The sequence below is a fragment of the Haliscomenobacter sp. genome, assembly GCF_040403615.1.
Taxonomy (GTDB): domain Bacteria; phylum Bacteroidota; class Bacteroidia; order Chitinophagales; family Saprospiraceae; genus Haliscomenobacter.
Map to the genome: position 1 here is coordinate 22932 of NZ_JBBAKG010000063.1, position 13826 is coordinate 36757.

Below are 13826 nucleotides of genomic sequence, written 5' to 3' on the forward strand. Positions count from 1 at the left end.
TCAGCAGTCAGCCTTCAGCAATCAGCAATCAGCAGTCAGCCTTCAGCAATCAGCAATCAGCAGTCAGCCTTCAGCAATCAGCAGTCAGCCCGCAGCACTGGCTGATAGCTGATCGCTGACTGCTGACTAAAAATCCATTCGCATTCTCAAATTGATCCTTCTGGACGTCAAGTAAGTCGGGATGGCGTATTGCTGTTGAAAAACAGTTTTGATCCAGTTGTTGCCCGCCTGATTTTGCACATCCAGCAGGTTGAATACTTCCAGACTCAACCAGGAATTGCGCGTAAAGCGAAGAAAACTATTTGGTCTCTTGGTGGCCATTTTCAGGCGATCCCACAATTGTACCGAAAAACCGATGTCTACCCGGTGGTAGGGGTTAAAGCGGTAAGTATTGCGGTAAATGACGTTGTTGCCCCGCAAGCCATAGGGGAGACCTCCACCTACAGTAAGGTTCAGGTGCATCTTGAAGTTTTCGTTTTTCGGCAGGTAATCCTGAAAAAACATGGAGAGATTGAACAAGCGGTCGGTAGGGCGGGGTACATCCTTGACGGGAGTAGCTTCTTCTTTGCCTACTTCTCGCTCCAGGTGCTGCACACCCAAAATGCGCTCGCGGGCCCGCAGCAAAGAGAAGTTGATGTAAGATTCTGCTCCCGGTACAAATTCTCCGTTGAGCCGCACGTCCACCCCGGTGATGTAGCCTTCCGAGTCGTTTTGACCAGAATAGCGGATGCGCACGTTTTCAACATCGTACGATACTAAATCCCACAGTGATTTGTAATACGCTTCGGTGATCAGGCGAAATTTCTTGGGATTTTTGCCCATGTAAAAATCATAGGTCAAGCCTGCCACAAAGTGCAAGGATTTTTGGGCTTTTAAATCCGTATTCACGGTGCCATTTGGCGCACGCATTTCGCGGTAAAAAGGAGGCTGCACGTACAAGCCTGCCGCCAAACGGTAAGAGATGTCCTTTTTGATGCCCAGGGGTTTGTACAACAATTGGGCTCGGGGAGAAAGCAACATTTCCTGGTTTAGGTCCCAATACGTTCCCCTAATCCCTGCCGAAATGCGCCATTCCCCCTTGGTGTTGTTGCGGAAAGTGTAGGTATCCTGGAAAAACCCATTGAAGCGGGTAGAATTGAGATTGTTGCGTGTTTTGAGTACGTTAAACAAGTAGATGTTGGCCGTATCGTAAGGGATCGAATAGCCAGCCGAATCCAGTCGCTCCCATTCATTGATGCGGTCACTGATGTTTTCCTGTTGCACTTTGAGTGCCCATTGCAAAAAATGGCTGCTGGTGATGTCGTTGTTCAGGTGCGTAGTTTGCAATTCAATCCCACCCCGATGCTCAAGATTGGTCACATCGATGTTGAGGAAGTTGCGCACGTACAAATGCTGGGTGCCGGTACCCAATTCAGAGATCACGTCACCAAAGTTGCCGCTGCCGAAATTGGATTCGATTTGCCGCAGGCTGTAATCCCCAATGATGTCAAAACGCTCGTTTTCGTCTGATCGGAAATGAGAACCCAGCAGCTTCAAAAAAATCGGGTTGCGCTTGCGGTCGGGCAAGTAAGTTAGGGAAAGTCCCTGCATGGTTGTGGTGAAATCATCTACTTCGCGGCCCTCGAATACCGTATAGAGTTGGAGGGCATAATTGATCAAACCAAAGGCACTGGAGCCCTCTTCAGGCACGAAGGTATATTTTGAACGGTTGTAGTTGCTCAGAAAACCCACCTGGATATCGCGGGTAATGTCGTAAGTGAGGTAAGTTTGGATGTCGGCAAAGTTGGGAACGTATTCGCCTTTTACATCTAGCGTACTGAGCAAATAACGGTTGGTTTTGTAACGGGCACCTGCCAGGTATCGAAACTTTCGAAAATCGTCTTTCCCGGTCTTGAAGCTGCCTTCAATGTGTGTAGAACCTCCCAGAAAACTGGCTGCTGCCGAAGCCCTCAAGCTATCGGGGCGTTTGTATTTGATGTCGAGTACCGAAGACTGCTTGTCGCCATAACGGGCTTCAAATCCGCCGGAGGAGAAAGACAGGTCGCGCATCAAATCAATGTTGGGAAAACTCAACCCTTCTTGTTGTCCAGCTCGAATCAATTGGGGGCGGTAGATTTCAAAATCATTGACGTACACCAGGTTTTCGTCGTAATTTCCCCCGCGTACGTTGTATTGCGAGCTCAATTCCCCTCCCGTGCCACTGCTGGTACCCAGGGCAATATGGGGCAGAATACTTTCCAGGTTGCCCGTAGTGGTGGGCAATACTTTGAAACCTTCCACACTTTCGCGCACCATTCCGGCGGTTTCGAGTCGACTTTCCCGCACCACGAATTCTATGTCTGAATCCACTGGCGCCAATTCCAGGTCAATTTGCTTCGAGCTACGAGGAGGCATGGCTTTTACGACCACCACCGATTCTTTGAATCCTACCCGGGAAAAGACCAATTCCAAATCGCGGTTGGCGGGTACATCCAGGCTGTAGCGGCCATTCTCAGCACTTGAGGTGTTGATCTGCGTGCCTTTGATGTAGATGGTGACCAACTCAACCATTTGGTTGTTGGAGCCGTCTTTGACCGTTCCGGTGATGCGCGCCAGGTTGTCTTCCTGAGCAAAGATGGGCATCGACCAGAGCAATGCGATGGTGTATAGTATGGCTTGTTTCATGTTCAGTTGTTTGGCTGTCAGCGATGAGCCGTCAGCAATCAGCTATCAGCCGTCAGCTTTCAGCTATTAGCGATCAGCATTGAGCTGATGGCTCATAGCTGTTGGCTGATAGCTGAAAGCTGATTGCTCAAAATTTATAAATCTCCTCCCCAATCGCCTTCAATTGCGCGATAGTTGCCTCTGGGTCTTTTGCCCCAAAAACACTATTGCCTGCTACCAGTACGTCGGCGCCAGCTTTGAGCAATTCTTCGGCATTTTGGAGGCCTACTCCGCCATCGATTTCGATCAATGGGGAAAGGTTTCGCTCTATCAAACGATCTTTGAGGCGGCGGATTTTAGGAATGGTGCGGTAAATGAATTTTTGTCCGCCAAAACCCGGATTGACTGACATCAACAGGATGAGATCGAGGTCTTCCAGGATGTCATCCAGCAATTCAACGGGGGTGTGCGGGTTAAGGGCTACTCCAGCTTTGGCACCACTGGCCTTGATTTCCTGGATGGTGCGGTGCAGGTGAGTGCAAGCCTCGTAGTGAACGGTAATCACTTCGGCACCAGCGTCGCGGAAAGCTGAAATGTATTTTTCAGGTTCCAGGATCATCAAATGAACGTCTAGTGGTTTTTGGCACAGTTTTCGAACTGCATCGAGGATTGGAAAACCGAAAGAAATATTCGGTACAAAACGCCCGTCCATGACATCAAAGTGAAGCCAATCGGCTTGACTTCGATTGACTAAAGCCATTTCGGCGGCCAATTGAGTGAAATCAGCGGCTAAAAGCGACGGCGCAACAAGGTGTTGGCTCATTTAAGAAAAAATTTTATGTATTGAGCTTGAAATATCCGAAGAAAAGCTGTACTTTGCACTTGCTTTGAGACAAAAATAAAAAAAACCGGTCGGGTAACCCAACCGGCTTTCCAAAAAGAGCTTTGAGAGGCTATCTACATACCAAGGACATCTCGTTTGACATCCTAAAAAATTCTTTGTGAAACAATCTAAATTGTTTCGTTCATGGGATTATAAAATCGTCAAATCGTTTTAACTGAGGTTTTTGTTTTTCTTGTTCTGTTTGTTAGTAGTTGATCGCTTATTTCCTTCTGACAATACAAATGTCATATCTTTTTCCCCCTCTGCTAAGTACATTATTTCAAATTACTGGTTTTTTAAAAGTTTAACTTTTAGATTTAATGCATTGGTTATAAAAGATTTACCCCTCATTCATTCTCTTCTTTTTAATGAAAACCCTGTTTGAATTTACCTGAAAATTGTGCCTTTAAGGCTGTATTTTTTATTTCATCATGCGTAGAAAAATCATTTTTAGACAATCCTGGGCGTTACACCTTAATGTAATAGAGGGATAAAGAAGCTGATCTAAAATATGGGAATGAAAAATATCTATGGAAATACTTGACAATTCCCTGGTTAAGTATTTACCTTTGCATACAATATATTGTTAATCTTGTTCTTCTGTTTTTTTCAAATCGTCCAGAACACTGTAACCATCTGCTTTTATCTCTTCTTTTGCTTGTTCCGTAACGTCACTACCTCCTACTGACCTTTTAAAGTTGCTCAGCTTCCAGCTAGAGTTTTAACTAAATCTTTTCATGATATTGGTTTATGATTAAGTATCGTTTTTTTGCCTGTTTAATGGTATTGACAGCTTGCGAATTTTCAAACCTGCCTTTCCAAAAAGAAGGGACTGCCTTGCTTCAAACCAGTAAGCAGCTAAATTGCACAGAAAAGCGCTACGAGTTTACAATTGATTCGCTTTGGGATGTGGTTTCTACTCGCCTTGAAAAAGTGTTGCCAGATACGATGCCTCCTGGTCGCCGGGAGAACATGATCAAAATTCGCAACGCTACCCTCTTGAAACAATTCAAAATTTTTTATACCACGCTGGATACGGCTTCGCTTAATTTAATTGGCAGAAGTGGCAGCATTGATTCACTCACAGCACTCAAAGTAATGGCACTAAAGGTGCAGCGAGAAACCCATGAACGAAAAGTACTGGATTTTTTGATCCAGGTAGAAAAGCAAGATCCTCGCGCCTCCAAAAAATGGAATGAAAAATTCCTGAAGGCGCTGAAAGAGGATTGCCAATAAACCGATTTTATACTAACAAGTCAACAACAATCCTATGAAAAATTGGGTACACACTTTTCGAATTTTAACCATGATGGCCCTCCTAGCCGCAGTAGTTTATTCCTGTAAACCGGATGATGCTACCGATGTTGTCAAAAACCTGGGAGGTAACCCCCTGGAAGAGTCATTTGAATTGGCTCAAACCTGGAACGAAGTTCAATTGGATGTTGAACGCTTCGCTCCTGGGTATCGCCCTCCAATTGCAGCCCGTACCCTGGCTTATACGGGGTTGGCAGCATATGAGGCAATCGTAAATGGTATGTCTGATAAGTACAACTCTTTTGATGGCTATTTCAAAGGGTTGGATATTCCAGAACCCAATGCGGGCGAAGATTACCACTGGCCAACAGTATTGAATGCGACCTATGCACGTGCCATCACCAATTTTTATCCAACTGCTCCATCTGCGCAGTTGTTTAAAGTATATTCTACCGAGCAAGATTTCAATGAAGTTTACCGCAGGGATGTTCCCAATGCAATTTATGTCCGCTCAATTGACTATGGTCGCGCTGTAGCGGATGCTGTATTCAGTTGGTCTAGAACGGACAAGGATGGAGATGGCGCATTTTTACGCACCACCGATCCTAGTTATGTACCACCTACTGGCGCAGGCAAATGGCAGCCTACTTTCCCTGATTACTCCAAGGCATTGTTGCCTTACTGGGGCAAGGTGCGGACCTTTGTTGCCGATGCCACCGACAAATGCCCGGAGCCATTGGCATATAGCACTGATCCAAACTCTGAAATCTACAAGCAAGCACTAGAGCCTTTCCGTTTGGTCAACCAAATCAAAGCTGGTGGAATGGCTAACGAGCTTTGGATTGCCGATTTCTGGAGCGATGATTGTGCTACCCTTACCTTTACTCCGGCTGGTCGTTTCATTGCTGTCTCTAATCAGTTGGCTGAAAAAGAAAAGCTGAGCCTTGGTCGTGCAGTTGAATTGTACGCCAAAGTTGGCATGGGGCTTTGCGACGCAGGCATCCGGTGCTGGCACCAAAAATTTACCTACAACTACCAGCGTCCAATTGATTACATCCGTCAAGTAGTCCCTAATGCGGCCAATTGGAACTCGGTGATGTGTCCTGATGGATCAGGGCGCTACTTTACACCTCCATTTCCTGCGTACCCTTCTGGACACGCTACTTTCGGTGCGGTTGCAGCTGAAATTTTTGCCGACTTCTTTGGTGAAAATTACACCTTTACAGATCGCTGTCATGAGGGACGCACTGAATTTATTGGTAAACCTCGTTCTTTTAATACCTTCCGTCAAATGGCGGAAGAAAATGGATATTCCCGTTTGCCAATCGGGGTACATTTCCGGATGGATGCTACTTCTGGCATCGCATTGGGATACGGCATTGGCAAAAAAGTGGTTAAATTGCCTTGGCGCAAATAACCTTTGTAGTGGGGCAAAATGATCACTTATTTTTTTACCGCCCCTTTGAGCGAAATCAATGAAAAAAGCGATCTCATCAACCCGATGGGATCGCTTTCTTCATTGCTGCATAGGCACAAAAAAGGGCATTACCTCTGTTAGATGGCATTGCCCTATAACATACTAAGGGAAAAAAAAGGGTAGATGGGTAGATGTCACCCGTGAATTTTTCTTTTTAAAAAAAGGGTTCCGCGATAGTATTCACGGAACCCTTCCAACGCACTCATGAGATTATAACTTCCCGATATTATGCGTCGGGAGCGCTAAAATTTTTACATTCAGTGGGAAAAACAATTTGTCAATGTTGGTCTTTGTCGTCGTCTAAAAAAAAACAATTAGGTCGTCGTAGAATGATAATTTGCTAGCGTGAGCCGTGCTTTGCTTCAAGAGATGTTGTTTATCTCTTTTCACAATACAAATGTATGACCACGATATTGTGAAATTAAGTACAATTAACTATCTTACTGGACGAAACCGAAAGGGTGTTGGTTTGTTAAAAATCTGAATACTAGGTGATTAAATCTTTATTTTCAGGTAAAATTAATTTTTTTCTTTTTTATGAACGACAGTAAGCTTGTAAAATACATCGCAGAATTGGGTCAGCGAGACCGGGAACGCCTTCGTCAATTGGTGCATTCTCCCTTTTTTAATCAGCATAAGCCAACGATGGACTTGCTGGAACTCATCCTCAAGTCCATTGCAAAAGGGGACGGGCCTTTGAATCGGGAAAAAGTATACCAAAAGTTATTTCCCAAAAGTGACTTTGAAGAGCAAAAGCTCCACAATGTCATGTCGAACCTCAAAAAGCTGTTCCACCGGTTTTTGGCCATCGACTACGTTGAAAAGCAACCGCTCCTGGAGGATCTGTACACCTTGGAGGCAACCTTTGAGCGCAACCAATTTGAGTTGATGAACAATCGGGCAAAATTGCTCGAAAAACATTTGTCAGAGCAAAAATTTGAAGATTATTTTTTCCATTTTGCCCAGTACCGCCTCAACAACAACCTCGGTTATTATGGGGGCCATTATGTGGATCGCACCAAGTCGGAAACGATGCAATCTATGCTGGATCATTTTGATCGCTCCTATTTGATCGAAAAGCTCCGCAATTGCTGCCACCTCACGGCTAACTCCATGCAGGTCAATACCCATTATGATTTTGGTTTGCTCAACCCCTTATTGGAGTACATTCAGCGCACGTACATTGATGTTACCGCACAGAAAAAAGATTGGACCATCCGCTTGTATTGGTCGATCTTGCAAACCATGCGGGAGGAGTCCAACGATGCACATTACCAGGAGCTGAAAAAAATGTTGAATGAGTCTTTTGAGTACTTCAGTCCGATCGGTCAACAAGACCTTTATGGCTTTGCCAGCAATTATTGTATCCGGCGCACCATGATGGGAGATGAGGAATACAAGCGAGAGTTGTTTGACTTGTACAAGCGAGGACTGGAAACCGGAGTACTCCTCAACAACGGTCTCATTACCGAATTCAACTACAAGAACATCGCTACTTTGGGTGGAAACTTGCGGGAATTCGACTGGACTGAGCGTTTTTTGCAGGAATACAAAGCGTTGTTGCCTGCGTCTAAACGCGAAAATGTATACAATTACAACCTGGCCTACTTGTTTTACAATAAAAAACAGTACCAACAGGTGCTTTCCAGTTTGCTACATGTCCAATTTACGGATGTGATGTATTACCTGAACTCAAACTTCTTGCTCCTCCGAACCTATTATGCGCTCAAGGATACCGAAACCTTGCTTTCCTTGATTGAAACCTTTCGGATTTTTGTGATGCGCAACAAAAAAATGTCGCCGGTACAACGGAAGGAATACACCAATTTTTTGCGATTTGCTAAAAAACTGGTGGAATTGAAGCACCACTCTGGTACGTACACCCGCACGGCACTGGAAGAGAAATTAAAGGCATTGCGGAGCAAAATAGAATCTACGGATAGTGTAATCAACCGCAGTTGGTTATTGGACGAAGCTGTTGTGCCAGTTTCGCCTTTTGCCCGATGACCTTGCGGATACCCAATCTAGGTATCCGCAAGGCAACACAGAAAAAATTAATACGCCAATGCTGGGAATCTCCGCTTGGCCAATTCAAAAGCACCAAACATCAAGCCGCTGTACAGCAGCGTGCCAGCCAAAAAATTGCGCATAAAAGGCAGCCCTTGCAGGTAGCACTGCACCAGGCCATCCCAATTTTTGGTGAAAGGCAGATTGGTACGCAAATCCAGCCCCATTGGGCTAAAGAAAGACATCAGGTCAGTCAGCAACCAATGGGCGAAGGAAGCCGCAACCGCCGCAATCAATACATTTGAAATGGTTACTTTTTTGAGCAATTGCTGACTCAAAAATACGATCAGGGCAAAAACGGCGTACACGCCATACCAGCCTTGATACATGATGCCGTACTGTCCCTTCAGCACGATCAGGTTTACGGCGAGGTCAGACAACAATAGGGCAGCCAATGGGAAAACATAGGCCTTCCAACGCTTGCTGAAATAAGCGCCACCAAAAAGTCCCATCGCGCCGATGGGCGTAAAAGCACTAATGGCAGATGCCTCCGCTGCATTGAACAGTCGAATCACTGCACCAAGGGCAATGATCAGCAGCAGAACGAGCAGCCGAGGATTGATTTGGGTATTGTTCATTGTATATTGTTTTATAAGTTCAAAAATTTCACATTCCAAAGTCCCCAACGGCAGACCAATTTGCTGACCGATCCATAGTCGATTTCAATCTGGAAAGCGTTGGACAAAGGTAAGCCGATTGCTTTGCAAATCATACTCCGAATCACTCCTGCATGGGCAATTATCACCACCGGAGATTGTTCCAACTGGGGCAAAGCGTCAAAAACACGGGCAGTTCGAGCCTGTAATTCTACAAAATTTTCACCTCCAGGTGGCCGCAGATGGACAAAATCCTCCATCCAGGGATTGACTTCCTCTGGGGGCAAATCTTTCCAGGCCTGCATTTCCCATTGCCCAAAGTTCAACTCCAAAAGGTCAGGGTGGTACTCGATCTCCTGACCGAGGTATTCCGCCAATTGTTTGCAACGCAAGGCCGGGCTACTCAGGATTTTTGCAGAATGCAGGTCATTGATCTGCTGCTTTAGTTTTTGCTCCAATGCCAGCGCATCCCTTGCAAAAGTCTCTGCCAGCGGCACATCGGATTGCCCGTAGCAAATGCTTTTGTCTACGGCCACTTGGGTGTGTCGGATCAGATAAACTTCCATAGTCCGCTCAGGTAAAGCAATACCAACAATTCGGCCATTTGCTGGGTTGCTCCCAAACAATCGCCAGTGTAACCGCCAATCCATTTTTGAAAATACCTGCCCAGGTACCATTGCAAAACCAACAGCGGCAAAAATACACCCAGATACCCCCAGTCAAATTCCCAATACAGCAAAACCGCAAGGGGAATCAATGCAAAACCCAGGGCAATCAGCAATTCTGAAAATTGCAACTGCTTGGCTACTGGCTTGACCTTGCTACTGGCATCATCACGGGCATATTCGTGGGTATATATCAAGCTCAATGCGGTAAAGCGACTCAGTGGATGCGCCAGGCACAAAGCCACTATTGCTTGATTAAACGAAAAACTTTGCAACAGAGCAAACTTGAGTGCCAGCATCAAACCCAATCCAGCTGCGCCGTACACGCCAACCCGCGAATCTTTCATGATTTCGAGGATTTTCATCTTGGTCCAGCCTCCGCCAAATCCATCGCATACATCGGCGAATCCGTCTTCATGGAAAGCGCCCGTAAGGAAAATACTGACCACCATGCTCAACAAAACCGTCACGCTCCAGGGCCAAATGGTGCTGAATGCCCACAAACTCAAGACAGAAACGCCCGCTACAATCCATCCAATGAATGGAAAATAGATAGTGGCGCGATTGAGCATGTCTTCATCGTGCGTCATCCAACTAGGCACCGGAATGCGGGTGTAAAACATCACCGCGTTCAAAAAAATCATCATTTGTCGACGCATATGCTTTTGTTGTAACTCTAGATTCCCGAAGGGAATGAGAGCGGCTGAATAATTACACGAAAAAATCGTCTTCTTTATTCGTCACTTCCGCCTGTTCGAAACTGGCCATCTCGTTGAAAAACCGCAAAGCCGCATCCAGCAATGGAAAGGCCAGTGCTGCGCCAGTACCTTCACCCAGCCTTAGGCCAAGGTGGAGTAGGGGACTTGCCTTCAGGAATTCCAACATCCGCTTGTGCCCTTGCTCATCGCTTTGGTGGCAAAAAACAGCGTAGTCAATCACGTTCGGTTCCAGGGCGTGTGCCACCAGGAAAGCAGCGGTAGCAATGAAACCATCCACCAGGATCAGCATTTGGTTTTCGGCAGCCTGCAAGATGGCGCCTACCATTTGGGCGATTTCAAAACCACCAAAGGTTTGCAGGATCTCCAGTGGTGTTTTGCTTTGCGGATGAGCAGCTTGGGCTTTTTGCAAAATGTTCAATTTGTGCTGCAAGCCCTCCTCATCGAGACCAGTGCCTTTGCCCACACAAAAATAAAGGGGCAATTGGCAAATTTCACTCATGATCAGCGCTGCTGCCGAGGTGTTGCCGATGCCCATTTCCCCAAATCCGATCAGGTTGCAATTGGTGCTGAATCTGATTTTGGCCACCAAAAGTGAGCCTGCTCGAATCGCAGCTTCGACCTGCTCCAGGCTCATCGCGTGTTCGTGGAGAAAGTTTTTAGTGCCAGGACCAATTTTTTGGTGAATGATCGGCAATTCTGCTGGAAAATCATGATTCACTCCGGCATCAACTATCCGCAAATTGAGTTCATATTGCCGACAAAACACATTGATGGCTGCACCGCCGCGCACAAAGTTGAGCACCATCTGCGCCGTAACTGCTGCCGGATAGGGACTCACCCCTTCCTGGGTAATGCCATGATCTCCCGCAAAAACCAGAATATGCGGCGACTCCCAGGCTGGAGTCAGGGTTTCCTGAATGGCAGCGGCCTGCAAGGCCAATTGTTCCAATGCCCCTAAAGCCCCAATGGGTTTGGTTTTTTGATCGATAATGGCCTGTATCGTTTCATCCATGTCCCGATTGCGCGGGGAGATCTGGAATTTTTTCATTACTTAAAATTTACTGGACAGCCCCAGGGTAAAATTGAATTTACGGGAATTGTATCCGTAAATGTCAAAGAAGGCAGCATTGCTCAGGTTGCGCAAATCCAAAAATACTTTCAAATTTGGCTTGATGCGATATTCCTGGTACAAATCCACGGTAAAATAAGGATCCAAAGTCACTTCGCGAGACGAGTAAGTATTGCTGTCGAAATAACTGTCGATGCGCTTGCTGACTGCGCGGATGGCCAGGGAAGCGTCCCATTTTTTGGTAATCGGCAATCCCAAATTGAAATTGAAGGCATGCTTGGGCCGGCGAATGAGGTTGAAATAACTGGTATCCTGGTTTGGTCGCAAGGTCGTAGTCACTTTGCCATTGACAAAAGTGTAATTGAAACCTACTTTGAGTTTGCCCCACTGCGTTTGCCCGTCCAGTTCAAGACCCGCATCGTTTTGCTGGTCAAAATTGGCATATTGACCAAATGGAGGGCCGGAAGTAGAACGAAATATGATCACATCCTGAATTGAACGTACAAAGTAAACTGCCCGAAGCTGGCTGGATTGTTTTTTGCTGAACCACTGCGCACCCACTTCAACATTGGTGCCCACCTCTGGTTGCAAACCTTGATTGCCATAAATGGAAAACAACTGGTACTGCGTAGGAGCTTTGAAGCTGCTCGACCAATTGGCAAAAGCTTTCAACTGCCGATGGATGAATACAAAAGGATTCAGGTTGTAGGTCGTGTAGCTGCCAAAAGCAGAATGCTGATTGAACCGGCCACCTGCTTCAAATCCAAATACCCCCAAATTGGCAACGCTCAGGGACGCAAAAGAACTGAACAAGTTGGATTGGGTAAAATCTGCCGTCAGCTCTTCGCGGTAATTGCCAAAATCGCTGATGGAATTGTACACCTGACTCATGTTTTGGTGCCGATTTTCAAGCCCCAGCAGCAGTTGCACTTTTTTCCCAAAATTCAAATGGCTGTATGCTTCAATGAAATTGGACTTGCCCTGGTAATCGGTGCGCGCGTATTTGGCAAAGGCATTGAGGGGCACCGAGGTAGAATCGTCTTGGAACACCCGCTCGGTTGCGTTGTAGGTGTAATTGACGGTCAGGCGCAAGTTCTTTTTGTCCAAGACAAAACCGCCGCTGCCCAACAGGTTTTTGCTGCTGAAGGTGAAATCTTTATCGTCTACAAATGCGCCAGCGTCAATATCGGCCTGATAAGCATTGTAATTGCCAATGCCCTTGAGCAAAAGCCCTTTCGCAACCTGGTGTTTGAATTGAGCGCTGAGGTTGTTTTCTACAAACCCATCGCGGTCGAAGTTGTCCTGTTTTTGCTCGTCATAAGCCGATGAAAAACCTTGCGACCCCAGGTGGCTGTATTGAACGCTATAGGAGCTGCGTTGGTTTTGCCCACCCAAGGCCAAATGGCCTTTCCAGGTGCCATAACTGCCATAGGTTGCCAGGGCTTGACCCTCCAGGGCTTTGTCGAAGGTCTTTTTGCTGATAATGTTGATTACTCCGGCCAGTGCATCCGAGCCGTACAGCGTGGATTGGCCGCCTTTCAGGATCTCGATGCGCTCGATTTGCTCAACGGGAATGAGGTTGAGGTCAAAATTGTTGCTCAGGTTGGAAGGGTCGCATACCGGAATGCCATCCAACAGAATCAGGGCGTAGCCAGTACCGGCGCCACGGATGTACACATCCTGGTTGGTGCCCAGGTTGTTTTGCGCGCCATTGATGTTGAGTCCAACTTGCCGATTGAGCAATTCGGCTAGGCTTTGTCCTGAAGAGCGGCGCAGGGTTTCGGAATTGATCACACTGAGTACCTTGCCCGTTTGGACTTGTTTGCGTTCGTTTTTAGTGGCCGTTACCACTACCTGATCCAGTAATTTGACTGCTAAAGAGTCACTGTTTAGGTCTTGGGAAAAAAGAGAAAGTGGACTGGCGATTAGGCACAATGCCAACACCAGCGTTTTGAATGCTTTGAACATGATTACAAACGTTAAGGCTTCGCCAAATGATTTCCGCTATCGACGGTAAATCAAGGCTTTGGCCAGAAAAAAATGGAATTTTCAGCACTCGACCGAAACCTGTCCTCCGCAGGTGTAGGCTAAGAATTATCGGCGGCAGGTCTCCTGGCTCGTTTCATTGTTGCCTGCCTTCCCAGAGTTGAGATTTGCTCCAGTGGCCAGAAATGGGCAACAATTGGTAAATGAAACTTACAGTTGCGGGAACAGCTCCAGATTTGCACCGGATTCCCTATTAAGCCAATTGCCTCCTGATGGAGGTATGGCACCGTAGATCGGAAGCAAAGATAGAGACTGGATTGGAGAAAAACAAGTGGGGGAATTTTTACGGCTGGGAATAAACGCTAGTGGGATCAAGCTGAGAAAGACCTGGGCTAGCGGGAGGTGGAGTAAAATGCAAATATAAATCACATTTTGATGTGATTTTTGGCAGCAAAAAATGTTTGTTA

General features: G+C 46.4%; 10 protein-coding genes and 1 riboswitch. Of the genes, 3 read left to right on the top strand and 7 right to left on the bottom strand.

Annotated elements, in window-relative coordinates:
- Positions 1-126: 126 nt before the first annotated feature.
- Both ABW391_RS18925 and rpe read right to left on the bottom strand, forming a co-directional pair.
- Positions 127-2664 (bottom strand): TonB-dependent receptor, encoded by a 2538-nt coding sequence (locus tag ABW391_RS18925; RefSeq protein WP_353483474.1) that lies wholly within the window; start codon positions 2662-2664, stop codon positions 127-129.
- 127 nt (positions 2665-2791) lie between these two features.
- Positions 2792-3466, bottom strand: a complete 675-nt coding sequence (gene rpe / locus ABW391_RS18930; RefSeq protein ID WP_353483475.1) for a ribulose-phosphate 3-epimerase — start codon at positions 3464-3466, stop codon at positions 2792-2794.
- 810 nt (positions 3467-4276) lie between these two features.
- Between rpe and ABW391_RS18935 the strand changes: the two genes are divergently transcribed.
- From ABW391_RS18935 to ABW391_RS18945, 3 genes are all read left to right on the top strand, one after another.
- The gene (locus tag ABW391_RS18935; protein WP_353483476.1) at positions 4277-4762 is read left to right on the top strand and encodes a hypothetical protein; all 486 of its coding nucleotides are present in this window, start codon (positions 4277-4279) and stop codon (positions 4760-4762) included.
- A 70-nt stretch (positions 4763-4832) separates the two neighbouring features.
- Positions 4833-6197 carry a vanadium-dependent haloperoxidase gene (locus tag ABW391_RS18940; RefSeq protein ID WP_353483477.1) on the top strand — a complete coding sequence of 455 codons (1365 nt, stop codon included), beginning with the start codon at positions 4833-4835 and terminating at the stop codon, positions 6195-6197.
- Positions 6198-6794: 597 nt separating this feature from the next.
- Positions 6795-8264: a hypothetical protein gene (locus tag ABW391_RS18945; protein WP_353483478.1), complete on the top strand. Its 1470-nt coding sequence runs from the start codon at positions 6795-6797 to the stop codon at positions 8262-8264.
- 47 nt (positions 8265-8311) lie between these two features.
- Here the strand turns inward: ABW391_RS18945 and ABW391_RS18950 are convergent, their stop codons facing one another.
- Genes ABW391_RS18950 through ABW391_RS18970 form a run of 5 tightly spaced genes read right to left on the bottom strand, consistent with a single transcriptional unit; the run spans position 8312 to position 13341 of the window.
- Positions 8312-8902, bottom strand: a complete 591-nt coding sequence (locus tag ABW391_RS18950; protein WP_353483479.1) for a DUF6580 family putative transport protein — start codon at positions 8900-8902, stop codon at positions 8312-8314.
- Positions 8903-8913: 11 nt separating this feature from the next.
- Positions 8914-9486 carry an alpha-ribazole phosphatase gene (cobC, locus tag ABW391_RS18955; protein ID WP_353483480.1) on the bottom strand — a complete coding sequence of 191 codons (573 nt, stop codon included), beginning with the start codon at positions 9484-9486 and terminating at the stop codon, positions 8914-8916.
- Positions 9471-10244, bottom strand: a complete 774-nt coding sequence (locus ABW391_RS18960) for an adenosylcobinamide-GDP ribazoletransferase (protein WP_353483481.1) — start codon at positions 10242-10244, stop codon at positions 9471-9473. Before ABW391_RS18960 ends, cobC begins: the two co-directional genes overlap by 16 nt.
- A gap of 52 nt (positions 10245-10296) precedes the next feature.
- Positions 10297-11352, bottom strand: coding sequence for a nicotinate-nucleotide--dimethylbenzimidazole phosphoribosyltransferase (gene cobT / locus ABW391_RS18965; RefSeq protein ID WP_353483482.1), 1056 nt, complete (start codon positions 11350-11352; stop codon positions 10297-10299).
- Positions 11353-11355: 3 nt separating this feature from the next.
- Complete coding sequence (locus ABW391_RS18970; protein ID WP_353483483.1) at positions 11356-13341, bottom strand: TonB-dependent receptor plug domain-containing protein; 1986 nt, start codon at positions 13339-13341, stop codon at positions 11356-11358.
- A gap of 117 nt (positions 13342-13458) precedes the next feature.
- A riboswitch (cobalamin riboswitch) is annotated at positions 13459-13665 on the bottom strand.
- Positions 13666-13826 lie beyond the last annotated feature (161 nt).

Excerpts from the sequence above, each read along its gene's own strand:
- ABW391_RS18935 (WP_353483476.1), top strand. The coding sequence starts at position 4,277 with ATGATTAAGTATCGTTTTTTTGCCTGTTTAATGGTATTGACAGCTTGC.
- ABW391_RS18940 (WP_353483477.1), top strand. The coding sequence starts at position 4,833 with ATGATGGCCCTCCTAGCCGCAGTAGTTTATTCCTGTAAACCGGATGAT.
- ABW391_RS18960 (WP_353483481.1), bottom strand. The coding sequence starts at position 10,244 with ATGCGTCGACAAATGATGATTTTTTTGAACGCGGTGATGTTTTACACC.
- ABW391_RS18945 (WP_353483478.1), top strand. The coding sequence starts at position 6,795 with ATGAACGACAGTAAGCTTGTAAAATACATCGCAGAATTGGGTCAGCGA.
- ABW391_RS18950 (WP_353483479.1), bottom strand. The coding sequence starts at position 8,902 with ATGAACAATACCCAAATCAATCCTCGGCTGCTCGTTCTGCTGCTGATC.
- ABW391_RS18925 (WP_353483474.1), bottom strand. The coding sequence starts at position 2,664 with ATGAAACAAGCCATACTATACACCATCGCATTGCTCTGGTCGATGCCC.
- ABW391_RS18970 (WP_353483483.1), bottom strand. The coding sequence starts at position 13,341 with ATGTTCAAAGCATTCAAAACGCTGGTGTTGGCATTGTGCCTAATCGCC.
- cobC (WP_353483480.1), bottom strand. The coding sequence starts at position 9,486 with ATGGAAGTTTATCTGATCCGACACACCCAAGTGGCCGTAGACAAAAGC.
- cobT (WP_353483482.1), bottom strand. The coding sequence starts at position 11,352 with ATGAAAAAATTCCAGATCTCCCCGCGCAATCGGGACATGGATGAAACG.
- rpe (WP_353483475.1), bottom strand. The coding sequence starts at position 3,466 with ATGAGCCAACACCTTGTTGCGCCGTCGCTTTTAGCCGCTGATTTCACT.